The 21,640-nt window shown below is 67.8% G+C and carries 25 protein-coding genes and 1 pseudogene; 15 read left to right on the forward strand and 11 right to left on the reverse strand.

Translation table 11 applies throughout. From position 1 onward, the window contains the following. Nucleotides 1-200: 200 nt before the first annotated feature. The 3 genes from ACSC1Y_RS09250 to ACSC1Y_RS09260 are packed head-to-tail and all read left to right on the forward strand — an operon-like array spanning nt 201 to nt 1,918. Nucleotides 201-413, forward strand: coding sequence for a DUF6199 family natural product biosynthesis protein (locus tag ACSC1Y_RS09250; RefSeq protein ID WP_435334544.1), 213 nt, complete (start codon nt 201-203; stop codon nt 411-413). 49 nt (nt 414-462) lie between these two features. Then, complete coding sequence (gene hisI / locus ACSC1Y_RS09255) at nt 463-828, forward strand: phosphoribosyl-AMP cyclohydrolase (protein WP_435334545.1); 366 nt, start codon at nt 463-465, stop codon at nt 826-828. After that, nucleotides 797-1,918: a DUF7118 family protein gene (locus ACSC1Y_RS09260; RefSeq protein WP_435334546.1), complete on the forward strand. Its 1,122-nt coding sequence runs from the start codon at nt 797-799 to the stop codon at nt 1,916-1,918. Before hisI ends, ACSC1Y_RS09260 begins: the two co-directional genes overlap by 32 nt. Nucleotides 1,919-1,994: 76 nt before the next feature. Here ACSC1Y_RS09260 and glmM read toward each other — a convergent pair whose 3' ends face one another. Further along, complete coding sequence (gene glmM, locus ACSC1Y_RS09265) at nt 1,995-3,359, reverse strand: phosphoglucosamine mutase (RefSeq protein ID WP_435334547.1); 1,365 nt, start codon at nt 3,357-3,359, stop codon at nt 1,995-1,997. A 441-nt stretch (nt 3,360-3,800) separates the two neighbouring features. Between glmM and ACSC1Y_RS09270 the strand changes: the two genes are divergently transcribed. From ACSC1Y_RS09270 to ACSC1Y_RS09285, 4 genes are all read left to right on the forward strand, one after another. Then, a complete protein-coding gene (locus tag ACSC1Y_RS09270) occupies nt 3,801-4,649 on the forward strand; it encodes an HVO_0234 family beta-propeller protein (RefSeq protein WP_435334548.1) in 849 nt (282 codons plus the stop codon). Nucleotides 4,650-4,689: 40 nt separating this feature from the next. Continuing rightward, on the forward strand, nt 4,690-5,157 hold the full coding sequence (locus ACSC1Y_RS09275; RefSeq protein ID WP_435334549.1) for a hypothetical protein: 468 nt from the start codon (nt 4,690-4,692) through the stop codon (nt 5,155-5,157). 65 nt (nt 5,158-5,222) lie between these two features. Then, nucleotides 5,223-6,071, forward strand: a complete 849-nt coding sequence (locus ACSC1Y_RS09280) for a ribose-phosphate diphosphokinase (protein ID WP_435334550.1) — start codon at nt 5,223-5,225, stop codon at nt 6,069-6,071. Nucleotides 6,072-6,143: 72 nt separating this feature from the next. Beyond that, the gene (locus tag ACSC1Y_RS09285) at nt 6,144-6,680 is read left to right on the forward strand and encodes a heme NO-binding domain-containing protein (RefSeq protein ID WP_435334551.1); all 537 of its coding nucleotides are present in this window, start codon (nt 6,144-6,146) and stop codon (nt 6,678-6,680) included. Nucleotides 6,681-6,699: 19 nt separating this feature from the next. Here ACSC1Y_RS09285 and ACSC1Y_RS09290 read toward each other — a convergent pair whose 3' ends face one another. The 5 genes from ACSC1Y_RS09290 to ACSC1Y_RS09310 all read right to left on the reverse strand — a co-directional run bounded on the left by ACSC1Y_RS09290 (nt 6,700) and on the right by ACSC1Y_RS09310 (nt 13,342). Next, complete coding sequence (locus ACSC1Y_RS09290) at nt 6,700-9,057, reverse strand: CARDB domain-containing protein (RefSeq protein WP_435334552.1); 2,358 nt, start codon at nt 9,055-9,057, stop codon at nt 6,700-6,702. Between the two features lie 66 nt (nt 9,058-9,123). Beyond that, on the reverse strand, nt 9,124-9,270 hold the full coding sequence (locus tag ACSC1Y_RS09295; RefSeq protein ID WP_435334553.1) for a hypothetical protein: 147 nt from the start codon (nt 9,268-9,270) through the stop codon (nt 9,124-9,126). A 71-nt stretch (nt 9,271-9,341) separates the two neighbouring features. Next, nucleotides 9,342-12,530: an isoleucine--tRNA ligase gene (ileS, locus tag ACSC1Y_RS09300; RefSeq protein ID WP_435334554.1), complete on the reverse strand. Its 3,189-nt coding sequence runs from the start codon at nt 12,528-12,530 to the stop codon at nt 9,342-9,344. A 350-nt stretch (nt 12,531-12,880) separates the two neighbouring features. After that, the gene (locus ACSC1Y_RS09305) at nt 12,881-13,036 is read right to left on the reverse strand and encodes a hypothetical protein (protein ID WP_435334555.1); all 156 of its coding nucleotides are present in this window, start codon (nt 13,034-13,036) and stop codon (nt 12,881-12,883) included. Nucleotides 13,037-13,093: 57 nt separating this feature from the next. Beyond that, entirely contained in the window at nt 13,094-13,342 is a 249-nt protein-coding gene (locus ACSC1Y_RS09310; RefSeq protein ID WP_435334556.1) for a DUF8151 family protein, read from the reverse strand. 85 nt (nt 13,343-13,427) lie between these two features. Here ACSC1Y_RS09310 and ACSC1Y_RS09315 point away from each other — a divergent pair, with 85 nt between their 5' ends. Genes ACSC1Y_RS09315 through ACSC1Y_RS09325 form a run of 3 tightly spaced genes read left to right on the forward strand, consistent with a single transcriptional unit; the run spans nt 13,428 to nt 14,698 of the window. Continuing rightward, nucleotides 13,428-13,652 (forward strand): DUF7860 family protein, encoded by a 225-nt coding sequence (locus tag ACSC1Y_RS09315; RefSeq protein WP_435334557.1) that lies wholly within the window; start codon nt 13,428-13,430, stop codon nt 13,650-13,652. Next, on the forward strand, nt 13,649-14,284 hold the full coding sequence (locus ACSC1Y_RS09320) for a uracil-DNA glycosylase (protein WP_435334558.1): 636 nt from the start codon (nt 13,649-13,651) through the stop codon (nt 14,282-14,284). Before ACSC1Y_RS09315 ends, ACSC1Y_RS09320 begins: the two co-directional genes overlap by 4 nt. A 33-nt stretch (nt 14,285-14,317) precedes the next feature. Next, nucleotides 14,318-14,698, forward strand: coding sequence for a hotdog family protein (locus tag ACSC1Y_RS09325; protein WP_435334559.1), 381 nt, complete (start codon nt 14,318-14,320; stop codon nt 14,696-14,698). Here ACSC1Y_RS09325 and ACSC1Y_RS09330 read toward each other — a convergent pair whose 3' ends face one another. After that, nucleotides 14,699-15,532, reverse strand: a complete 834-nt coding sequence (locus ACSC1Y_RS09330; RefSeq protein WP_435334560.1) for an amidohydrolase family protein — start codon at nt 15,530-15,532, stop codon at nt 14,699-14,701. Between the two features lie 140 nt (nt 15,533-15,672). On the opposite strand from ACSC1Y_RS09330, the gene ACSC1Y_RS09335 reads away from it, so the two are divergent. The 5 genes from ACSC1Y_RS09335 to ACSC1Y_RS09355 all read left to right on the forward strand — a co-directional run bounded on the left by ACSC1Y_RS09335 (nt 15,673) and on the right by ACSC1Y_RS09355 (nt 18,761). Beyond that, the gene (locus ACSC1Y_RS09335; RefSeq protein WP_435334561.1) at nt 15,673-16,347 is read left to right on the forward strand and encodes a SatD family protein; all 675 of its coding nucleotides are present in this window, start codon (nt 15,673-15,675) and stop codon (nt 16,345-16,347) included. Then, nucleotides 16,310-16,759: a hypothetical protein gene (locus tag ACSC1Y_RS09340; RefSeq protein WP_435334562.1), complete on the forward strand. Its 450-nt coding sequence runs from the start codon at nt 16,310-16,312 to the stop codon at nt 16,757-16,759. The genes ACSC1Y_RS09335 and ACSC1Y_RS09340 overlap by 38 nt, the downstream gene beginning before the upstream one ends. Before the next feature lie 79 nt (nt 16,760-16,838). Further along, entirely contained in the window at nt 16,839-17,258 is a 420-nt protein-coding gene (locus ACSC1Y_RS09345) for an HIT family protein (RefSeq protein WP_435334563.1), read from the forward strand. Nucleotides 17,259-17,311: 53 nt separating this feature from the next. Next, nucleotides 17,312-17,914 carry a hypothetical protein gene (locus ACSC1Y_RS09350; RefSeq protein ID WP_435334564.1) on the forward strand — a complete coding sequence of 201 codons (603 nt, stop codon included), beginning with the start codon at nt 17,312-17,314 and terminating at the stop codon, nt 17,912-17,914. 88 nt (nt 17,915-18,002) lie between these two features. Further along, nucleotides 18,003-18,761 (forward strand): AAA family ATPase, encoded by a 759-nt coding sequence (locus ACSC1Y_RS09355; RefSeq protein WP_435334565.1) that lies wholly within the window; start codon nt 18,003-18,005, stop codon nt 18,759-18,761. Nucleotides 18,762-18,776: 15 nt separating this feature from the next. Here the strand turns inward: ACSC1Y_RS09355 and ACSC1Y_RS16160 are convergent. The 4 genes and pseudogenes from ACSC1Y_RS16160 to ACSC1Y_RS09380 all read right to left on the reverse strand — a co-directional run bounded on the left by ACSC1Y_RS16160 (nt 18,777) and on the right by ACSC1Y_RS09380 (nt 21,617). Further along, nucleotides 18,777-19,355, reverse strand: a pseudogene (locus tag ACSC1Y_RS16160) (SRPBCC family protein). 96 nt (nt 19,356-19,451) lie between these two features. Beyond that, on the reverse strand, nt 19,452-20,693 hold the full coding sequence (locus ACSC1Y_RS09370) for a hypothetical protein (RefSeq protein WP_435334568.1): 1,242 nt from the start codon (nt 20,691-20,693) through the stop codon (nt 19,452-19,454). A gap of 54 nt (nt 20,694-20,747) precedes the next feature. Further along, nucleotides 20,748-21,050 (reverse strand): DUF7130 family rubredoxin-like protein, encoded by a 303-nt coding sequence (locus ACSC1Y_RS09375; protein WP_435334569.1) that lies wholly within the window; start codon nt 21,048-21,050, stop codon nt 20,748-20,750. Between the two features lie 51 nt (nt 21,051-21,101). Next, a complete protein-coding gene (locus ACSC1Y_RS09380) occupies nt 21,102-21,617 on the reverse strand; it encodes a DUF7858 family protein (protein ID WP_435334570.1) in 516 nt (171 codons plus the stop codon). Nucleotides 21,618-21,640: the final 23 nt, after the last annotated feature.

The following is a 21,640-nucleotide window of genomic DNA, read 5'->3' on the forward strand; positions in this document are numbered from 1 at the left end:
ACGAGGCGGCTTCGCCGCCTCGCTTCCCTCCCCAACCGACTCCTTCCACTCCGCTTCGCTTCGTGTCAGTCGTCCCTCGCGCACCTTCGAGAGCGTCTCTCACTTTCGTTCGAGACGGCTCTCAGCGCGCGCCAGAGTGTATGCGGAGGCTCGATGGCACCCAACGGAAAATCTATCAGTCGGACTCCGTAGCCATACACATGGTCAACCCCGTCGGTGCCCTCCTCGTCCTCGCCGGCCTCCCGCTCGCGCTCCGGCCGTACAGAATCGCCAGACTCTCTGAACGACTCGACTCGCTCGGCAGCAAGACGCACTGGGGTGACGTGGAACCGGCCAACTGGAAGGTACTCCTGACGCGGGTCGTCGGCGTCGGGGCTGCCATCGTCGACGTGATGGGGCTCGTCGGGGTGTGATGCTGCCCCCAGCAAAAGACACATAGCCCACACTCACACACCTGCACGTATGAAACCGGTGTCGCTCGACTTCGGCGAGGACGGGCTAGTCCCAGTCGTCGCACAGGACGCGGAGACAGACGAGGTGCTGATGCTCGCGTACGCGACCATCGAGGCGCTCGAGAAGACCCGCGAGACGGGCCGGGCGCACTACTACTCGCGCTCCCGCGACGAACTGTGGGAGAAGGGCGCGACCAGCGGCCACACCCAGTCGGTCTCCGAGGTCCGCGTCGACTGCGACGGCGACGCCCTGCTCTACCGCGTCGACCAGTCGGGCGGCGCCTGTCACACCGGCTACGAGTCGTGTTTCTACCGGACCATCGAGGGCGAGGAGGTGGGAGAGCGTGTCTTCGACCCCGACGACGTCTACGAGTGACGCGGCCGCGGCGCTCCGCGAGGCCGAGGCGGAACTCGCGGACGCCCGCGACGCGGTCGAGGAGCGGGGTCGCGAGGACCTCCAGGCGGTCGCCGATGCCCACGACGAGCTGACTGACCTGCTGGACCGGTACGTCGACACGGCGACCGGCTCCGGCGACTTCCAGGCGTACGTGGAGTTCCAGGAACGCTTCGCGACGGTCGTCGAGGGCCTTCCGGAGGACCTCCCGCACCGCGACGCCTTCGAAACGGCGCTCGACCGGACCGACAAGCGACGACTCAGCGAGTCGGACTTCGCGGCGGCCCGCGAGGCCCTCTCGCCGGCTGCGGCGGCGGCCGACCGTCTCGAACGTGAGGCGGCGGCGAGACGGGCTCGCGAGGAGGCCGAACGGGCGGCCCAGCGGCGGCTGAACGAGGTCGAGGACCGCATCGACGAGCTGGAGCGCCTGCAGGAGCTCGGCGAGGCGGACCTGGACGCGCCGGTCGAGGAGCTTCGCGAGCCGGTCGAGACCTACGACGAGGCGGTCGTCGAGGCGTTCACGGAGTATCGACAGGAAGCGAACGCCCGCGAACTGCTCGACTTCGCCAGCGAGGCGGCGGGCTACCCGCTGGTCGACGTGCGCGAGCCCGCCGGGGAACTGGTCGAGTACGTCGAGGGAGAGAAGTCCGGCGAGGAGACGGTCCCCCGGCTGCTCGAACTCGCGGACTACTCGCGGTCGAAGCTGGAGCACTACGTCGACGACCCGGTCGAACTGACGAAGACCGTCGGGACGCGCCAGACGTACCTCGACCGACTCGACGGCTCCGCCCTCCAGCTGGGCTGGCCGCCGGGACCGGCCGCACAGCTCCGTCGACGTGCCGACGAACGCATCTCGCTCGTCTCACGGTTCGCGAGCGAGGACGTGGTCGCCACGCTCCGGACCGCCCGGGAGATGACCTGGCGAGACGACTACGAGCGGCTCCGGAACGCGGCGGTCGCGATGGCGGAACTGGACGACGACGAACAGGCGCGGCTCGAATCGGGCGCCGTCGACGAGGAGCTGGACGAGAAGCGAGCGGTTCGGGAAGACCTGCAGGACGCGCTGTCGTAGCCCGATTCACGCGGAGAAGCCATGGCTGTCGTCGGCGTGGTCGTGACAAAAACCTGTTCGTCGTCGGGCAGTTGAATCAGACGTTCTGCTTCGCGTCGAGCAGTATCTCGTAGAACTCCTCGACGAGTTCCTCGGCGCGGTCACGGTCGCGTGCTTCGGCGTAGATGCGGACGAGGGGTTCGGTTCCCGAGGGGCGGGCGAGTACCCAGGCGTCGCCGTAGTCGAGCCGGTAGCCGTCTTTCATGTTGACGTCGACGTCGGACTCCTCGGCGGCTTCCTCGGCCGCGACGAGCATCGCGGTCCGTTCGGCCTCCGTCTCGTACTCCAGGTTCCGGCGGACGTTGTGGTAGCCGCTGTAGGGTTCGACGACCTCGCTGACGGGCGCCTGGGCGACGAGTTCGAGGAAGCGAGCGGCGGTGTAGGCACCGTCTCGGGTGAGCCGGTAGTCCGGGAAGAAGATGCCGCCGTTGCCCTCGCCGGCGACGGGGACGTGCTCGTCGCGGGCCTGCAGCTCTTCGATACGGGTGATGATGTTCGTCGAGCCGATGGGTGTGAGCGCGAGTTCCGCGTCCGCGTCCTCGGCAACGTCGACGAGCCGCTGGGAGACGTTGACCGCGGAGACGGTGGTGTCGCCGGGTTCGAGCTCGGCGGCCGCGAGCGCGGCGAGGGTCGCGTCACCCTCGACGTACTGGCCGGTCTCGTCGTAGAAGATGGCGCGGTCCGCGTCGCCGTCGTGGGCGATACCGACGTCGGCGTCGGTCGCGCGGACGAGGCGGCCGAGGTCGTCGAGGTTCTCCGGGACGGGCTCCGGGTTGCGGCCGGGGAAGTGGCCGTCCGGCTGGGCGTTGACCGTGACGACGCGGCAGCCGAGCCGGCGGAAGAACTCCGGCGAGGTGAGCGAGCCGGCGCCGTGGCCGGGGTCGAGCGCGACGGTCAGTTCGGCGTCGGCGATGGTCTCGCGGTCGACCGCCTCGAGAAGCTGGTCGACGTACCGGTCGCCGGCGTCCTCGACGTGGGTGACGTGGCCGACCTCGTCCCACGTCGCGTCCTCGAACTTCTCGGCGAGGAACAGGTCCTCGACGCGTTCGAGGTCGGCGACGGCGAGCTCGACGCCGTCTGCCCCGATGAGCTTCACGCCGTTGTACTCCGGCGGGTTGTGACTCGCGGTGATCATCAGCGCGGGGACGGCCTCGTCCTCCGCGTAGACCTGTGCACCCGGCGTCGGGACGATACCGAGTCGGTCGACGTCCACCCCGACGCTGGTCAGCCCGGCGACAGCGGCGTCGGCGAGCATCTCCCCCGTCGCTCGCGTGTCGCGCGCGATGGCCACGCGGTCGACGCTCCACGCGGAGCCGGCCGCCTTCGCCACCCGCATGACGAAGTCGGGCGTCAGCTCCTCGTTGGCGACGCCTCGTGTGCCACTCGAACCGAATACTTTCATTCGGGTGGTGCTCGGGTGGCCGAGACAAAAGTGGTTCCGAAGCGTGGCGACGGTCGTGGACCGACCACGAGCGATGCGAACTGCACATTCCTCTGGCGCGCGCTGAAAGCCGTCCCGAGTGGATACGAGGGACGGTTCTCGAAGCCGCGCGAGGGATGACGAGTTCGCCGGAGCAAAGCGGAGGCGAGCGAGGAATCGGCTGGGGAGGGACGCGAACGGGGAGTGGGAGATGCGAGCAACGCGAGCATCTCCACGTCCTGAACGGCGAGCAGTGCGAGCCGTGAAGACGAACGACCCGTGAGCGGTGTGGTGCGGTCTCTCGGTTCCATCGTGATTCGTGATCTGCTCGGCTGCGATGACCACTCCGGTTGCTTCCGAACGAATTCTCACGACCAACTGCAACCACATCGCTTTCCACCCCGCACCTCCCATCCACAGCCAATGAGCGCCGAGAAGGACATCACCCTCGACGAGAAGCGGGTGTACCGGGGCGACCAGCGCGAGCGACACGCCTTCGTCGCCTGTGAACTGGGCGTCGTCCGGGTCGAGGTCGTCGAAGAGCGCGTCGGCGGCTTCGAACTGGCACACCGCTGCGAGGCCCGGGACGTGGCAGCCGGGCCAGGTGGGACCATCGCGGTCGCGACGAGCGGCGGGGTGCTCCTCGCTGGAGTCGACGACGAGTTCCGCGAGACCGGCTTCCCGGCCGAGCACGCCCCTGCGACCGCCGTCGGCTTCGACGGCGACGACCTGCTCGCGGCTGCCGAGGACGGGACGGTCGCCCGGCTCGCCGACGCCGCCACGAACGAAGACGGAGACGGCGGCTGGACCACCGTCGACACCACCCTGTCCGCAGTTCGAGCCGTCGACGGCGACCTCCTCGCCACGGAAGCGGGCGTCTATCGCGCCCTCGCGGACGACCTCGAGTACGTCGGGCTCGACGACGCCCGGGACGTCTCGCTGGCTGGCGTTCCGCGGGCGGCCACCGCCGACGGCCTCTACTACCTCGGCAACGGCTGGATGGACGACCTGCCGGGCGAATTCCGACTGGTCTCCGACGACGGAACCCGCGCCCACGCCGCTACTCCGGACACCCTGTACGAACTCACGGACGGCTCGTGGCGCGTGCACCCGCACCAGCTCGACGGACACCTCGCTGGCCTCGTGTCGGGGTCGACGACCTACGCTGTCACCGAGAACGGGGAGTTCCTCGCGGAGGCCGAGGATGGCTGGCGGACGCAGGTGCTCGGGATGCCGGGGGTCTGCGGGCTGGCGGTTCGGCTGGAAGAGTGACAGAATATTTTTGACAGCTGGGCGAGTTTTCCGGCCACGAATGGTCTCCCGTCGCACCCTCCTCGGCAGTTTCGCCACCGCTCTCGCCGGCGGAGTCACCCTCTCGCGGCTCGGCCTGTGGCCGCAGTTGCCGACAGTCGACGCCGACGAACCGCCGGTAGACTCGGTCCTCTGCCAGGTCGAGGTGATGAACGAGGACGAGGAGCCGCACACCGTCTCGGTGACGGTCGAGCAGGACGACGAACTCGTCACCCGGGCGACCCGCGACCTGGGGGGGACCGACAACCGGAACGACCCGACGGGGTTCTTCCTCGGCGAAGACTTGCCCACCGACCCCGGCCAGTTCGTGCTCACGGTGACGGTCGACGGCGAGCACACCGTGGTCCACGACAGCCGCGAGGACGACCCGGGCGCGCACTGGCTGTACGCCTTCGTCGAGGAAGACGGTGAACCACATCTCTTCGGTCCGGCGAATCCGCTAGACGAGTGCCCTCCCGACACCATGTGACCCCCTGCCCCCGCCGAACGCGCCGTAACGAAACTGGAAAGACCCCGGCGACTGACCCATCGAGTATGATTATCCCAGGCTCCGGGTCGCAGGCACTCGCGGCCGAACTCGCCGCGGCACTCGGCGAGGAACTCGCACCCGTCGAGTACGCACGCTTCCCCGACGGGGAGCTCATCGCCCGCGTGGGCGACGTCTCGCCCGACCGGGCGGTCATCGTCGCGTCGACGCCGACCAGCGACGCCCACGTCGAACTGCTCCAGCTACAGGACGCCGCACGAGAGGCGGGCGCGGACGAGGTCATCACCGTCCTGCCCTACATGGGCTACGCCCGGCAGGACCGCGTCTTCCAGGCTGGCGAACCGGTCTCCTCGCGAGCCGTCGCGCGGGCCATCTCCGCGAACACCGACCACGTCATCACCGTCAACCCGCACGAGCGGGCGGTCTGTGACTTCTTCGAGCCGTCGGCGGTCGCCATCGACGCGGCGAGCGTCCTCGCCGACCCGCTCCCGCACGACCTCGTCGAGCCGCTGTTCCTGGCACCCGACGAGAGCGCGACGCCGCTGGCCGAGACGGTCTGCGACGCCTACGGAACGGGCGAGGTGGACTACTTCGAGAAGGTCCGACTGTCGGGCGACGAGGTGGAGATAACCCCGAGCGACGCCGACGTCGGGGGCCGCGACGTGGTCGTCGTCGACGACATCGTCGCCACCGGCTCGACGATGAGCGAGTCCATCGCCGTGCTGAACGAGCGCGACGCCTCGCGCGTCTACGTCGCCTGCGTCCACCCGCTGCTGGCCGAGAACGCGGTCACGAAACTGGCCCGGGCGGGCGTCGAGCAGGTCATCGGGACCGACACGCTGGAGCGGCCGGTCTCACGCGTCTCCGTCGCGAAGGTCCTCGCCGAGGAGCTGTAGGGTCCGGCGACACACGGTTTCTTTATACCTGCGTTCTGAGGTAGTGACTACTACCGAACGGTGGGTGTCGTCATGCACGGGATACTACACAGATCGCTGAAGGGGTACGTGGGGGAACACGTCGACGAGACGAACTGGAACGCGGTGCTCGACGCCGCGGACATCGAACCGAAGCTCTACCTGCCGGTTACGCGCTACCCGGACGAGGAGTTCACGGCGGCGCTCGCGGTCGTCGCCGACGAGACCGGACACGACGAGCGGACCGTCCAGCGCGCCGTCGGCCGCTACCTCGCACCGGAGCTGCTGAAGACGTTCAAGGCGCACATCAAGCGCGGCTGGGAGACGCGCGAGGTGTTGCTCGCGCTCGAAGACATCACCGAGCAGATACGCGCTCGCGACGACGAGTCGGGGATACCGACGGTCTCGACCGACCGGCTCGACCCGAGTACGTACGTCGTCAACTACCGCTCGGAACACCGGCTCTGTGACCTCGGCAAGGGAATCGTCGAGGGAATCGCCGCCGAGTTCGAAGAGCGCGTGACCATCACAGAAGCGCGCTGCCTCCACGAAGGAGAGGGTCACTGCGAACTGACGGTCGAGTTCTCGTAGAACCGCCGAACAGCGATTTTCAGCGCCGGCGAAGCCCGACCAGCACTACCAGCGCGAGCGCTGCGACCGACCCGAGGCCGCCGACACCCGGGGTCGGCAGTGACCGGCCCACGTCGTCGCCGTCCTCCTTCGCTGCACCCGTCGCCGTCACCGTCAGGGTCCTATCGCCGACCTGGATGGTGTGATTCCCGGGCTCGTCGAACGAGGCCGACAGCGTGTAGGTCACCTCGCTCTGCGCCTGCAGCACCGCCTCCTTCGTCAGCACCGATTCACCGTCGAGGAAGAAGCCCACCGACCGGCGTGCCGGGACCGGGCCGTCGTTGGTGACCGTGGCGGTCACGGTGAACGACTCCCCGACTGCGACGGTCTCCGGCGCCTCGAGCGACGTCACCTGCGGGGGCGTCGGCTCGGCGACCGTCACCGTCACGACGCGTTGTCCGACGGAGAGATTGTACGTCCCCGCCCGTTCGAAGGTCCGTCTGAACGTGTGCGAGGCGGTCTCTTCGGGCGCGAGCCGACCGTCGTACGACCCGCCAGGCTGGCCGTTCACGTGGACGGTCGCGTTGTACGTCCCCGCCCTGCCGCCGATGTTCTCGACGGTCACGTTCACGGCGAGGGTCTCCCCCGCCGCGAGCGTCGGGTTCGCAGCGACCGCCCCGGCCCGGTACGGTCCCGACACGGCGAGCCCGTCGTCCGGAACCCGGTACTGCATCACGGCCGGGACGACGCCGAACAGTTCGCTGTGGACGGCCTTCGACCACATCTCGGGCGTCGCCGTCGTCGTCGTGTATCGGCTGGCGACGGTCCGGGTATCGTCCCCGGCCATCGCCTGGACCGCCTGCAGGATATCGGCGTTGGAGACCGGCTCACGCTTCGCGTTCAGCTGCCGGATGACGTTCTGGAAGGTGCGGCTCTGGTCGGTCGACTCCCGTATCCTCCGGTCGATCGCGCCGCTGACGAGCGCGCCCTTGAGATACGCACTGCCGCGCGCCCACGTCTCGGGCTCGGCGAGCACTGCATCGGCGTGCGGCTCGGTGGCCCCGCGGTCCAGCTTCCGTTCGAACGCCTCGAACGAGATGTGGCCCTGCTCGAACGCTATCAGGGCCGCGTAGTAGTCGGCACTCGCCTCGACGAGCCAGCGTCCGGTCTCCGCCGTCTTGAACTCCTGGCGCGTGTGAACGTACTCGTGGAGCCAGACGTTGTCCGCGGACGCGAGGCGGGCGCTGTCGATGACCCAGGCGTCGTCCTCGCCGAGTTGCAGGCCGGCGACGGCCCAGTCGACGCTCGCCGGTGCGGCTATCATGACGACGGTCGGGTCGCGCTCGCCGATGACGAGGCGCTCGCTCGCGTTCTTCACGGAGTCGAGGACCGCCGCGGGCGTCTCGCGCATCGACGCTGCACGCGGAACGACGAGTCGAATGGTCTGCCCGCGCGCCGTCGTCTCGTACGACCGCATCGGGCCGAGGTAGGCTATCTCGCCGCCGGTCGCGCCCTCTCCGGCGACGACGACCTGCTTGTCCAGCGAGACCGACCCGGAGCCGACCCACTCCCACGAGGTGCCGAGCTGTGGGACGCGGACGATGGCCCAGTCACCGGTATCGACGAAGGAGTAGGTGGTGACGGACTGGCTCGGGGTGGCGGCTGGCCCACTCGTCCGAGCAGCCCTCACAGACAGCGGGTCCGAACCGGCGTTGCTGGTCTGTTCAGCGGTGTTTCCGGGGTCGCCTCCCGGTCGAGCTATCTCGCTCGGTGGGTTCTCCTCGGCGGTCTGTGCGACTTTCATCCGCTGTGCGGCGGCCGTCCGCCGCTCGACGTCCCCTGTCTCGTTCGCGTCCACGGTGAACCTGAGCGTGGCGGTGTTGGACTCGCCGGTCCACTCGTACCGGCGTTTGCCCGTCCGTTCGAAGGCTTCGGTCGCGGTGACGGCCGCGTTCTCCTGGATCGTCACCTCCAGCGTCCGCACCGCGTCGGGTATCTCGTAGACGACGTCCGCCTCTATCTTGCCGGGTTCGTTCGGCGTCAGATGCAGCCGGATGGTCCGCTGGATGGTCGACTGCGCTCCCGGTGCGGCTTCGGCGGCCGTCGCCGCTGCCGGACCGCTCGCTGGCGTTGCGGTGGACGATTCGGAGAGGGCGTTCGCCCGTCTCTCCTCTCTCGGTGGGTCGGTTGCGCTCCGGGCTGACTCCCGTGACTCGGCCTGTTTCGTAGCGCCCGACGCGGAGTGGGTGGTTTCTCCCACTGCTGTCGCAGCTCCAGCCGGACCTGCTCCGGCTGTCGCGGCTTCGGCAGGCGCGGCCGCGGCTGACGCTGGTGCGACGGCGACACCGGCGAACGACGACACGAGAACGATGAGTGCGAGTGCGACCCGACGGTACACGAACCGACGGACGGACGGCGGTGAGATTACTCTTGTGCCTGTCGCGGCCGGCTGCCGCCGCCGGTTTCAGTACCGGCCGGCGCGGCTGTAGAAGACGACGACGCCGAGGACGACGAGCGCGATACCCCACCAGAGCGAGTCACCGGGTAACACCTCGAGGAACAGCGTGACCAGTCCCGAGGAGACGAGCGACCAGCCGAGTGTGTCTGCCATGGCCGTCTTTCTCGACGCAGTCAGAAAGGTCCCCGGCCGGGGGTATCAGGCCGGGGCGGGTTGGCCTCCCGTCAGACCGTCGCGTCGGCGAGCGGTTCGATGGCCAGCGTCATCGTGACGCCCTCGACGTCCCAGTCCTTGCGGTGGCCGTCCTCGACCGGCGCGAACTCGGCTGCGCGGACCTCCTCGGCGATGAGGTCCTCGTGCCGGCGGACGAGTTCGGCGATGCGGTCGTCGGCCACGTCGAGTTCGAGACGGACCTGCGCGTCGATGTCGAGGTCGAGGTCCTTGCGCATCTCCTGGACGCGGCGGATGACCTCGCGGGCGTAGCCCTCGCTCTCGATGTCCTCGGTGAGGGTCGCGTCGACGTAGACGACCCCCTTCTCGTCGCCCTTCACGGCGAAGCTGCTGCCGGTGACGCCCTCGGGCGTCCGGGTGACGAACTCGACCATCTCCTCGGTGATGTCGTCCTCACCGACGGCCTCGCGAAGCGCGTCGAGGTCCGGCCCGTCGAGGTCGGCCTCGTTGAGCGCGTTCATGACCTCGGGCGCGCGCTGGCCGAAGGCGGGGCCGAGCTTGCCCATGTCGGCGCGAGCCGCGTAGGCGAGCTCCTCCCACTCCTCGTCGGGGGCGACCAGCTCGACCTCGCGGGCGTTGAGCCGGTCGGCGAGCAGGTCGCGGTGACGGTCGACGGCCTCGGCGGCGCGAGCGTCGTTCGCGGCGACGACGATGCGCGAGACGGGCCAGCGGAGCTTACGGTCGGCCTGCTGGCGGGCGTTCGAGCCGGCCTCCTCGACGGCGCGGAGGAGCTCGACGTCGGTCTCGAGCTGCTCGTCGACCCAGTGCTCGTCGACCGCGGGCCAGTCGCACATGTGGACCGTGTCGTGACCGTTCTCGCCGGTGAGCGTCCCGTAGATCTCCTCGGAGACGAACGGCGCGTACGGCGCGAGCAGCTTGACGACCTCGCTCAGGACGTGGTAGAACGTCGCGTACGCTGCCGTCTTCGAGTCACTGTCCTCCTCCTCCCACATCCGCTCGCGGACGACCTGGATGTAGAAGCGGGAGACGTCCTCGACGACGAACTCGAGCAGCGTCTCGACGGCGCGGTCGGGCCGGCGGTGCTGCTCCCACTGCTCGGTCATCTCGGCGACGACCGTCTGCAGGCGGGCGAGCAGCCACTCGTCGACGAGTTCGAGGTCGGCCTCGGTCAGGTCGACCTGTTCGGGGACGAAGTCGTCCATCCGCATGTACGGCAGCGGGAACCGGAACACGTTCCAGAGGATGTTCAGGTCGCGCTGCATCGTCTCCATCTCGTCCCACGAGAAGCGCATGTCCTCCTCCTGCGGGTTGCGCGAGAGCAGGAACAGGCGCATCGCGTCGGCACCGTGTCGCTCGATGGCCTCGCTCGGCTCGACGATGTTCCCGATGGACTTCGACATCTTCCGGCCGTCCTCGGCGAGCGCCCAGCCGTGCATGACGACCTCGTCGTACGGCACCTCGTCGAGCGCTGCGGTTCCCATGCCGAGCTGGGACCAGAACCAGCCGCGGGTCTGGTCGTGGGCCTCGATGATGAGGTCGGCGGGCCACAGCTCCTCGAAGGCGGCCTCGTCGCTCGGGTAGTCGAGCGTCCCCCACGAGGCGACCGAGGAGTCGAGCCAGACGTCGAACACGTCGGGGACGCGGGTGTAGGTCGTCCCGTCCTCGGTGATGGTCAGGCCGTCGACCGTCGGCTTGTGGATGTCGACCTCGTCGGGGTCGACCTCCTGGTCGACGCGGTCTGCGAGCTCCTCGCGGGTGCCGACGACGACGACGTCGTCCATGTCGCCAGACCAGTCTTCAGGAACCCAGATCGGAATCGGGATGCCCCAGTAGCGCTGGCGGGAGACGTTCCAGTCCGGCGAGCCCTCGACGAAGTCGCGGAAGCGCTTGTCGCGGGCGGACTGCGGCCACCAGGTCGAGTCGTCGATGTTGTCCAGCAGGTCGTCTTTGATGTCGGAGACGGTGATGAACCACTGGTCGGTGACGAGGCGGACGATGTCCGTGTCACAGCGCCAGCACTGCCCCTCGCCCTCGACGAGGTACTGCTCGTCTTTGGCGAGCAGGTAGCCCTTCTCCTCGAGGTCGTCGATGACGTTCGCGTTCGCGTCGCGGACGAACTGGCCGGCGTACTTGCCCGCCTGCTCGGTGTAGACGCCGTCGCCGCCGACGGGACAGAATATCTCGAGCCCGAGCTCGGAGCCGCGCTCGAAGTCTTCCTCACCGTGCCCGGGTGCGGAGTGGACCATCCCGGACTTGTCGTTGGCGTCGGGATACTCGGCGGTGTAGACCTGGCCGGCGCCGTCGCCCTGCGGGTGCTCGGGGACCTCGTCGGCCAGCGGGTGGTCGTACGCCCAGCCGACCATCTCCTCGCCGGTGAGTTCCTCGACTATCTCGTAGTCCTCGTAGCGGCCCTCCTTGAGGACCGTCTCGACCTGCGGCTCGGACACGTAGAGCACCTCGCTCTCGTCGTCCTTCTCGGCACGGACGCCGACGTAGGTCGCCTCCTCCTCGACGGCGACGAACGTGTTCGCGGGGATGGTCCACGGGGTCGTCGTCCAGATGACGAGATTCCCTTCACGCTCGACGAGGGGGAACTTCACGTAGATAGCCGGCTTGTGCACGTCGTGGCGCTCGACCTCGTTGTTCGCGATGGCCGTCTCACACCGCGGACACTGGTTGATGGAGCGTTTGCCCTGCTCGACCAGCCCGCGCTCGTGTGCCTTGGAGAAGCCCCACCACGCGGCCTCCATGTACTCGGGACTGAGCGTCTTGTACGGGTCGTCCCAGTCCATCCAGACGCCGAAGGACTGGAAGTCCTCGTCCATCGCGTCGAGGTTCCGGTTGGCGAAGTCCTTGCAGGCCTCGATGAACTTCTCCTCGCCGTACTCCTCGATGTCCTTCTTGTTCTCGAAGCCGAGCTCCTCTTCGACCTTGGTCTCGATGGGCAGGCCGTGCATGTCGTAGCCCGGCCGGTCGGTCACGTCGAAGCCCTGCATCCGGTAGAAGCGGATGAAGGCGTCCTTCAGCGACTTGTTCCACGTCGTGCCCATGTGGGCCGCACCAGAGGTGTACGGCGGGCCGTCCACGAAGAAGAAGGGCTCGCAGTCCGCACGATGCTGCTTCGTCTGCTCGTAGGCATCCACCTCGTCCCAGTAGTCGAAGATTCGGTCTTCGACCTCGTGGGGGTCGTACTGGTCGGATACCTCCCCGAAGCGTTCCATGTGCGGGCTGACTCGCTCCTACAGTAAAGGGGAATCGGTCTTGCAGGTGGCCGGGCGGGTGGTTCTGCCGCAGCGGCGGCGAAGCACCATCCCGGGGAGGACCCGCTGCATGGCGGCGTTCGGTTCCGGCGGGGCGTTCCGGACTCGGCTGACGAAGACGTCGACGAGGCGACGATGCCGACGACGGTCAGGAGCAGCGTCTCCCCGACGATACCGATGGCGAGGCCGATGTCCGGGTCGCACTCTTCGAACCACCGTGCTGGGTCGATGAGGGGGAGTCGAACCGTGTGGAGGACCAAACGCTCCGCTTCCGGTCCGCCGGCAAATGTATTCTGTTCAGAACGTCTCGCTCACTCCTCGTCCGTCAGCTCGAACGTCGTTCCGTCGCTGTCGACGACGAGCATCCGACGCTGTGGCGCTGATTCCTCGAAGATACTCTCCGGATACTCGTGTGAGTCCTCGACCTCCTCCGTTGAGAAGATACTCCCCAGTTCCCCTTCTGACATATCGGAAGAGTCGTAGACCGTTGACATGAATCTACCGGCCACCCCGCCAGCCCGTACTCACTCGGCGAGGACGCGTCGAAGCCGCGGGACGAGCTGTTCGTAGCCGACGACGTAGACCGCACCGTAGAGGAGCAACAGCCCGAAGACGGCGTACCAGACGGTGAGAACGGTGACGCCCTCCGCCACGAGTGTGTGCCAGCTCGCGAGTTCGGCGGCCGCGCCGACGACGGTCAGCACGGACGCGACGAGTGTGTACCCGGCGATGGGAAGTACCTCGGGTAGCAGTTCTGCGAGTATCGATAGCATACACGGCAAGAGTGGACCCTCTCGTATTTACGCTTCGCATCGATGAGCCGGAATAGTTTTGCTGAATCCGAAAGTTGCCATAAGTATGCACCACGGAAATATGGATTATCCACGGCTCGCGAAGCTCGGGTTCCTCCTCGGGCTCGGTCTGTTCGTCGGCGGCGCCGTCGCCGAGGTACTGGGTCACGCCCTGTTCGGCACCCTGCCCGCCTGGGAAGACGCGCTGTTCACCGATTCGATACTCCTCGGTATCGTCGTCGGATTCGTCTCGGTGTTCGGCTTCGGTATCGTCCTCCCGCTGCTAGAGTGAGTCCCGAGTTCCCCGACCCCGGTGCTCGGCTGGAACTCGAGCCCGACTGCTCGCGCTGTCCTGCCCTCGTCGGCTGCCGTGAGCGCATCTCGTGGGGCAACGGGCCGCGAGACGCCCAGGTAGTCGTCGTCGGTGAGGCACCTGCCGCGGGCGACCCCGACGCCGACCGCTGGCAGGGTGGCAACTGGACGGGGATGGCCTACACCTCGCGACACTCGGGCCGGCGAGTGCGGAAACTGCTCGCCGAGGCGGGTCACCCCGACGCCTTCTATACGAACGCGGTGAAGTGCTTCCCCTGTGAGGGTGGTGAGTCGGACGGGAACAGGGAACCGATCGCCGAGGAACTCGCGAACTGTAGGCTCCACCTCGAGGCAGAGCTCGACATCGTCGACCCCGCCGTCGTGGTTCCGACGGGGAAACACGCGACGAAGACGGTCTTCGCGCTCGACGGCCGTCGGCTCGACGGTTTCCTCGATTCGGTGCTCGAGCCGGTCGATTCGACGGTTCTCGGCTGTACAGTTCTCCCGATTCTACACCCGTCGTACCAGGACGTCTGGGTCTCACGCCTCGGCTACGAACCCGAGGAGTACGCCGCAGCACTTCGGGACCGACTCACCGCACTCACCGGCTGAACCCTTTTCTCTCCTCCCGCCGACACTACCGGTATGCCCGTCCCCGACGAAGGCCAGACCGACACTTTCACCCGGACCTTCAGGCGCGAGGACGTCGAGCGATTCGCCGACCTCTCGAACGACACCGGCGGCCACCACGAGGAGCCGGACGACGACGGCCGGCTCGTCGTCCACGGGCTGCTGACGGCGACGCTTCCCTCCAAGATCGGCGGCGACTACGACGTGCTGGCCGACCGGATGGACTTCGCGTTCCCGCGGCCGGTCTACACGGGCGAGGAGGTAACGTGCGAACTGACCTTCCACACCGTCACGGAGCGCGAGCGGAGCTACCGAATCGCGGCGTCCGGAACCTGCCGGAACGAAGATGGAGAAGTCGTCATGGAGGCGGACGTCGGCGGGGTCGTCCTGAAGTAGTCACGACTCGCCGAGGAACCGAGACGCCGCGTCCCGGAACAGTCCGTCCAGGGCCTCCTCCGACAACGGTCGCGAGAGCAGGTGCTTTCGCTCTCGCTCGTACTCGTAGGGGATGTTCGGGTAGTCGGAGCCGTACATCACGGAGCCGGCCAGCTCCTCGAACACCGAGTCGTCGACGCTCGCCGGGTCGAGGTCCATCCGGTTCGATGCCTCCGCGGCCATCGTCACGGCAGTGTCGAGGAAGACCTGTTCGTGGGTCCGCGCCATCTCGACGAACGCGTCTATCTCGTCCGCGCCCATGTGCGCACAGCAGACCCGCACGTCCGGATAGGAGGCGACGAACTCGCGGAACCTGTCGATTCCCACCGCCGGCGAGTCGTGGAAGTTCGGTGCGGTGCCGGCGTGCAGCAGGACCGGCCGGTCGTACTCCGCACAGAGTTCGAACGCGGACTCGAGGCGCGGGTCGTCCGGCGGGGCGTCTTGTACCGGACACTGGAGTTTGAGCCCACGAGCGCCGCCGTTGAGGGCGTCTCGAACCACGCTGCGAACGTCGTCCTCGGGGTGGACCGTCGCGAACGGAATGGCCATCTCGGAGCGCCCGGCGGCCTCCAGTACCCAGTCGTTGAGTCGGTCGGCCATCCCGGCCTCGTGGGCGTACGGGAGTGCGAGGTACCGGTCGACGCCGGCCCGTCGGAGGACGGACTCCATCGCGGTTCGCTCGGCCGGATGATCGACGTCCCAGCCGAGGTCACGCCGGAGAGCGTCGCGGATGGCAGCCATCAGCCGCTCGGGCATCAGGTGGACGTGGGCGTCGGTGGCAGGGGCGAAGGACATGTTCGACTCTGAGGCAGCCGGGACCATCACCGTTGTCCCGGTCGAACCGGACGGTGGATTGATACACTTCCGGCACGGAATTCAACCTGTGAGGGTTGAAAGCCGAGAACTAAACCACAATGGGTTGAACAAATAGCACGATGGCGAAGGACTACTGCGTGGTACTGGGGGACGTCGTGGAATCGAGAGACGTCGCCGACAGAGCGGCGTTCCAGCGGGACCTGCGGCACGCACTGGAGGAGGTGAACGAGCGCCACGACGAGGCGGTCGTCGCCCCGTTCTCGCTACTCAAGGGTATCGACGAGATCGGCGGCGTCCTCGCGACCGTTGCGCCCATCGTGGAGATACAGCGGACGCTCTCGTGGGCGGTCCACCCGACGCAGATTCGGCTAGCGGCCGTCGTCGGGGAACTCGACGTCAACGTCGAGACCCGAGACATCGCCCTGATGGACGGACCGGCGTTCGCCAGGGCGGACAGGGTCTTGCAGGCGGTCGAGACCGAGGAGTTGACGTTCCGACTGGAGGGCGACGACCCCACGCTCGACCGGCTCGTCTCTGACGAACTCAACCTGCTCGACATGCTCCGGAACGACTGGAGCGAGCGACGGCTGGAGGTGATAACGGTGTACGAGCGACACGGCACGCTCAAAGAAGCCGCCGCGGTCCTCGACATCTCGCCGCAGGCCGTTTCGAAACACGTCCGAGGGGCAAGACTGGCACAGCTGACCGCCATCGAAGACCGATTGATTAAGACGCTGCGGTCGTATCCAACGGACGATGTCTCCGGCGACGATTCCGCTCGTACAGACCGCTGACACCGGTTCTAACAACGGGGCAATCTTGTTCGACGCGCTGGCGTACAGTCCCCTCGTCGCGACCGTGGCCATCCTCGCGACCTATCTGCTGCTCGTCGTCACGAGTGGTGTCGTCGTCCGGGCAGCCTTCTCGCACGCGGGCATCGAGTTCGGCGACGACGCGGAGAGGGCCAGCCAGGAGGACACCGGTCGGTCAATCGGGAAGCTGGAGAACGTGCTGGTGCTGACGTTCATGCTGATGCAGGCGTACACCGCACTCGGCGTCATCTTCGCCGCGAAGTCCATCGTCCGCAAGTCGGACATGGACGCGGGGGACACCTCGTACTACCTGACGGGGACCATCGCGAACTTCGCGTACTCGGTCGTCGTCGGGCTGGCACTCCACGTCGGGCTCTGGCTACTGGTCACCTGAGTCTGCTGTCGGTCCCTTCTCCGGCGCTGGCGGACCGTCCCGGGAAACCTTGATACACCGCCCGCGTGTCCCTCCGACCATGGACGACTGTATCTTCTGCAAGATCGTCGACGGCGACATCCCGAGCCGGACCGTCTACGAGGACGACGACGTGTTCGCGTTCCTCGACGTGAACCCGCTCGCCGACGGCCACACGCTGGTCATCCCGAAGGACCACCACGAGACCATCGAGGACATGCCAGCCGACGTGGCGAAGGAACTGTTCGCGGCGGTCCACGAACTCGTTCCCGCGGTCGAGGACGCGGTCGACGCCGACGGCTCGACGGTCGCGTTCAACAATGGCGAGGCGGCCGGCCAGGAGGTCCCCCACGTCCACTGCCACATCGTCCCGCGGTTCGACGGCGACGGGAACGGCCCCATCCACGCGCTGTTCGGCGGGCCCGGCGAGATGGACGACGACGAACTCGACGCCATCGCCGAGCGAATCTCGGAGCGATAACGACACTCCTTCACCAGCTTTATCCATCGCGTCTCGACAGTCGATGGTACCACATGGACCGCCCGCTCACGAGACGCGCCCTCCTCGCGACCACGATATCGACGAGTGCCGGACTGGCCGGCTGTATCGGCACGCAGTCGACCGGCTCCGATTCCCCGGACGAGACCGCGACCGCGTCCTCGACCCAGTCGACGACCGCGACCGACACACGAACAGTCACACGGACCGCCACGAGTGACGCAGAATCGAACACGCTGTTCCTCGAGAACCACGACGGGACTGCACGGACGGTCTCGGTCGTGGCCTGTCCCGACGAGGCGACCGAGGCGGCCCTCGATGGCACCTTCGAGCTGCCAGCGAACCAGGGGGTCGCACTGGAAGGACTCGGCGAAGCGGGCGCGACGTACAGTCTCGCGGCCCGACTCGACGGCGGCGAGCTTCGGACGGACTCGTTCTCGAACGAACGCTGTGCGGACGAGGAGTACACCCCGGACGGCGACCGGAACGCCGCGGTCCGGGTGCGAGAGGGGCAGCTCATGGTCGTCTCAACCGCGTGTGATTCGAGGCTCTTCCACTCCGGCGTCGAGGACTGGGCCGACCGGGACTCGGCCAGAACGGGACAGAGTGGCATCCCGTGCGGCGGAACGAGCGCCTGAGAGAGACGCACCGACGACCCGGCCGACCGGCGCACGTCACACCGTCCCGACCGGATATTTTTTAACGGATAGCGAACGAGGAATTAGCATGTCCGCGAAGGAGCGCTCTGCAGCCATCGTCGGGGTCGCTGGTGGGGCCGGAACGACACGATTGACGGTCGAACTCGCCGCGACGCTGGCCCGCGACGGCCGGAGCGTCGCGGTCTTCGACGCCGCGTTCGCGACCCAGGGGCTCGCCCAGTACGTCAAGGGCCGCATCGACACCGACGTGACCAGACTGCTGACCGACGAGTCCGTCCAGCCGAGCGACGCCATGGTCGACCTCGGTATCGACGCACCGGCGTCGGTGTCTGTCTGTCCGGCCTACGCCCCGTTCGAACGGCTGGCGCGGGCGAAGTCGGGCGCGGCAGCGGAGCGCTTCGGCGACGTCATCCGCGACGCCTGCACGGTCTACGACCACGTCCTCGTCGACACGCCGCCGGTCGGGGACAATCCATCCATCGCGGCGGTCAACGCGGCCGAGCGAGTGGCCCTCGTGGTCCCGCCGACGAACCGGGGCGTCGACTCGCTCCAGCGCATGCGCGACCGGCTGACCGACATCGGGGTCGAACCGGATCGTGTGCTCGCGAACCGGGCGGAGGGTACCGAACACCCGGTCGAGTCCGCGGAGGTCACCGTCCCCGAACACGAGGTGTCGGACGTCGCCGGCGTCCCGGTCTGTGCTCCCGACGCGACCGGGGCGTTCGCTCGGGCGGTTGCGACCAGTGCAGAAGCGGTGTTCAACACGCAGCTCGACCTGGAGTTCCCGCGCGGTGGGCTCAGGAGCCGGCTCGCGTCTCGGTTCTGAACCGGCAGAGACGGTTCACTCGCCGACCGCACCGGCGGCCGATTTCGCGGGTCGCCGTCCAGCCTCGCCTTCGAGGTTCTCCTTCAGCCGGACGAGTTCCTTCGACAGCCGTCGGCGCATCATGTAGCGCAGCAGTGGCCGGAAGACGGTGAACATGACCGTGGTGAACGTTCCGTCCGAGCCGGTCTCGATGGTGTTCGAGACGCGGGTCTTCCCGTCGACCGCCTCGAGTTCGAGCAGGCCGTCGAAGGCGAACGGTCCCTCGGGTGCCGTGATACCGAACCGCGTCGGCGGCTCGTACTCGGCCACCTCGAACTGCACGTCGTGGGTCTTCCCGCCGTAGGTGTACTCGCTCTCTTATCGGTCGCCCACGCTAGAGCCGTCCCCTTCGACGAGGCGGGTCTTCCCCACGCCGACGACCCACTGGCCCATCTTCTCCACGTCGGAGATGTACTCGAAGACGTCCGCCACCGGCCGGGATACCGTGATCATCGCTGTTGCGCGCATGGGAGAGTACACGTTGGATTTCTGAGAGTATAGCCGTATCGACGAGTGAGGTTCCGTTCGGCAGATGGGCGATTTACCGCTTTCCATGCCAGCATCGTCGCCGGCGTGTCCGGTATCGTCACCCGCCGGTTCAGAATCGTCGTCTGCCTGTCAGCGTGCTCGGCCTCTTTCGGACCTTCCCGGTCACCCGTGACGTTCCACCACGGTCCCCTCGTCACCGACAGCGACAACGAGTCCGACATCACCCGCCACACCGGTGAGATTCCGAACGACCCCGACCTCGTCGGCGGTCCAGTCTCCCGGCCCGGTTCGACGGTAGACGTCGTCGCTGCTGAGGGCCACGGCTTCGCCGGCCCAGGCGACGTCGAGGAGGGCCTCGTCCGTCACCCGTTCCGGGGTCCACCGGCCGGTTTCGTACCGGTGGGCGACGCCGTCGGTTGCGGCGACGAGACACGACCTGGAGTCGACGGCCGAGAGACCGGCCGGCGTCCCGTCGGCGGCGACGCCGACTCGCTCGGCGTCGAGCGAGCTAGCGTGAGGGTCGCCGCTGAGTTCGAACACGCCGTCGTTCGTGTCGCAGCAGAAGCCGGCCGTGGGCGTGAGCAACGAGACGGCAGCGATGCTCGACCCGCTTCCTGGCTTCATCGGGCCGTCCCAGGTACAGTCGCCGTCGCGGTACCGGCCGAACAGGAGTTCGCCGGAGCCGGTCGCGAGCACGAGCGTCTCCTCGCCCGCGTCCTCGCCGCCGGTGCCCGCGTCCTCGCCGCCGGTGCCCGCGTCCTCGCCGCCGGTGCCCGCGTCCCTGGCGACCGACACGTCTGTCCAGTCGTCGGTCAGGTCGAGTGGTGCAGAGAAGTCGACGTGGCGGCCGCTCTCGGGGTCGATTCTACCGAGAGCGCCGCTGGACCCGGCGACCCACACCGCGTCGCCGTCAGCTGTCGCGTCGACCCCTGCGAGGTCGTTTCCCCGCGCGGCGGGACCGTCGGCGAGTGCGACCTCCCAGTCGAGCTGCCGGGCGTCGTCCTCCGTCGATTCCCCGGCGAGGACCACGCCGCCGGAGCCGACGGCGTGAGCCGTTCCCTCGGCGACGGCGACGTCCGCGAGGTCGGCTTCGGTTGGAAGGTCGGCGGTCCGCCAGCCGGGTTCGCCGACCTCCCCGATGGTGGTCGGCGGCTCCGCAGCCCGGTCCTCGTCCGATGACGACCGGTCAGTGGTCTGGCCGCGCTGCTCGTCCGGTCCCCGGGTGACGAGGTAGTACCCGACGAGCGGAGCGACGTAACTCGCGAGCGCGACGACTGCGAACCAGCGATGGACGACCGTCAGCGTCCCGAACGCGGTCATCGCGGCCGTCGCCAGTCCGTGGACCCACGTCTTGACGTACTGACGGAAGAACGCGACGGGGGTGGCTGCTGTCTCGTTACCCATTCTCGCTCACCCGTACTGTGAGGTCGGAGTCGCCGGAGGCGGTATCTCGACCGGTCAATCCTCGACCGCGCGGAAGAGGTGCTCCTTGGCCGCACCACAGCTCGGACACTGTTCGGGCATCTCGTCGTCGAGCTCGCCCATCTCGCCGCACTCCTCACAGCGCCACATGATGTAGCCCTCGCCGAACTCCTGGCCGGGGTTCGTCTCCCCGTCCGCTTGCTCGACCGAGTCGTGCAGGGCGACCTCGAACCCGTCGCTGGTGAACCGACGGATCTCTCCCAGCTCCGTTCCGTCGGGAGTACAGACTGTCTGGCCGACGTCGACGGCGGTCGTGTCGTCTGGTGTGTCGTCTGCCATGTACGGACGTACCGGCTCCGCGGGGAAAAGGAGCGAGACTAATTATGCAAGTCACCAGAAGTCGTCCGACCCGCTCATCGTCTCCGCCAGTGCGTCCCGCTTGTGGACCGCGGCGTTCCCCGACGGCGAGAGCGCGGCCGTCACGACGTCCTCCGCACCCGGAAGTGGGTCGTGGGATTCGACGAACGCGGCGAGGACGAACTCCGCTTCGCTTACTCCGGTGAGCGTCCGGGCGTCCGCCCGCGTGAGTTCCGCGTCGAGCCAATCGCGGACGATGCGGCGACCCTGCGGCGACAGCGGTGAGACGCCGTCGAGACCCAGCAGGTGCAAGACCTTGGCCGCAGCCATCGGCGCGATGCCCGCTTCGTGTCCCGCCGTGTCGATGGCTGCTCCACCCGCGTACGCGTCGACGACTTCGGCGGCCTCGGACGCGGAACACGGCAGGTCCGTCGCGTACGATTCGAGCTGGTCGACGAGGTCGCCGGCTGTCTCGTCGACGGTGGCTACCCCGTGGTCGCGCTGCTCGATTGTCACGCACAGCCCGTCTGCGAGGTCGGCCAGCGGCATAGTTCCTCTCTGTCTGCCATGGA

The organism is Haloarchaeobius lipolyticus, assembly GCF_051208015.1.
GTDB lineage: Archaea > Halobacteriota > Halobacteria > Halobacteriales > Natrialbaceae > Haloarchaeobius.

Coding starts and splice junctions, on each gene's coding strand:
- ACSC1Y_RS09350 (WP_435334564.1), top strand. CDS start 17,312: ATGGACCGCCCGCTCACGAGACGCGCCCTCCTCGCGACCACGATATCG.
- ACSC1Y_RS09335 (WP_435334561.1), top strand. CDS start 15,673: ATGGCGAAGGACTACTGCGTGGTACTGGGGGACGTCGTGGAATCGAGA.
- ACSC1Y_RS09380 (WP_435334570.1), bottom strand. CDS start 21,617: ATGCCGCTGGCCGACCTCGCAGACGGGCTGTGCGTGACAATCGAGCAG.
- ACSC1Y_RS09315 (WP_435334557.1), top strand. CDS start 13,428: ATGCACCACGGAAATATGGATTATCCACGGCTCGCGAAGCTCGGGTTC.
- ACSC1Y_RS09355 (WP_435334565.1), top strand. CDS start 18,003: ATGTCCGCGAAGGAGCGCTCTGCAGCCATCGTCGGGGTCGCTGGTGGG.
- ileS (WP_435334554.1), bottom strand. CDS start 12,530: ATGGAACGCTTCGGGGAGGTATCCGACCAGTACGACCCCCACGAGGTC.
- ACSC1Y_RS09250 (WP_435334544.1), top strand. CDS start 201: ATGGTCAACCCCGTCGGTGCCCTCCTCGTCCTCGCCGGCCTCCCGCTC.
- ACSC1Y_RS09310 (WP_435334556.1), bottom strand. CDS start 13,342: ATGCTATCGATACTCGCAGAACTGCTACCCGAGGTACTTCCCATCGCC.
- ACSC1Y_RS09325 (WP_435334559.1), top strand. CDS start 14,318: ATGCCCGTCCCCGACGAAGGCCAGACCGACACTTTCACCCGGACCTTC.
- ACSC1Y_RS09285 (WP_435334551.1), top strand. CDS start 6,144: ATGCACGGGATACTACACAGATCGCTGAAGGGGTACGTGGGGGAACAC.
- ACSC1Y_RS09275 (WP_435334549.1), top strand. CDS start 4,690: ATGGTCTCCCGTCGCACCCTCCTCGGCAGTTTCGCCACCGCTCTCGCC.
- ACSC1Y_RS09305 (WP_435334555.1), bottom strand. CDS start 13,036: ATGTCAGAAGGGGAACTGGGGAGTATCTTCTCAACGGAGGAGGTCGAG.
- ACSC1Y_RS09340 (WP_435334562.1), top strand. CDS start 16,310: ATGTCTCCGGCGACGATTCCGCTCGTACAGACCGCTGACACCGGTTCT.
- glmM (WP_435334547.1), bottom strand. CDS start 3,359: ATGAAAGTATTCGGTTCGAGTGGCACACGAGGCGTCGCCAACGAGGAG.
- hisI (WP_435334545.1), top strand. CDS start 463: ATGAAACCGGTGTCGCTCGACTTCGGCGAGGACGGGCTAGTCCCAGTC.
- ACSC1Y_RS09270 (WP_435334548.1), top strand. CDS start 3,801: ATGAGCGCCGAGAAGGACATCACCCTCGACGAGAAGCGGGTGTACCGG.
- ACSC1Y_RS09330 (WP_435334560.1), bottom strand. CDS start 15,532: ATGTCCTTCGCCCCTGCCACCGACGCCCACGTCCACCTGATGCCCGAG.
- ACSC1Y_RS09280 (WP_435334550.1), top strand. CDS start 5,223: ATGATTATCCCAGGCTCCGGGTCGCAGGCACTCGCGGCCGAACTCGCC.
- ACSC1Y_RS09370 (WP_435334568.1), bottom strand. CDS start 20,693: ATGGGTAACGAGACAGCAGCCACCCCCGTCGCGTTCTTCCGTCAGTAC.
- ACSC1Y_RS09345 (WP_435334563.1), top strand. CDS start 16,839: ATGGACGACTGTATCTTCTGCAAGATCGTCGACGGCGACATCCCGAGC.
- ACSC1Y_RS09375 (WP_435334569.1), bottom strand. CDS start 21,050: ATGGCAGACGACACACCAGACGACACGACCGCCGTCGACGTCGGCCAG.
- ACSC1Y_RS09295 (WP_435334553.1), bottom strand. CDS start 9,270: ATGGCAGACACACTCGGCTGGTCGCTCGTCTCCTCGGGACTGGTCACG.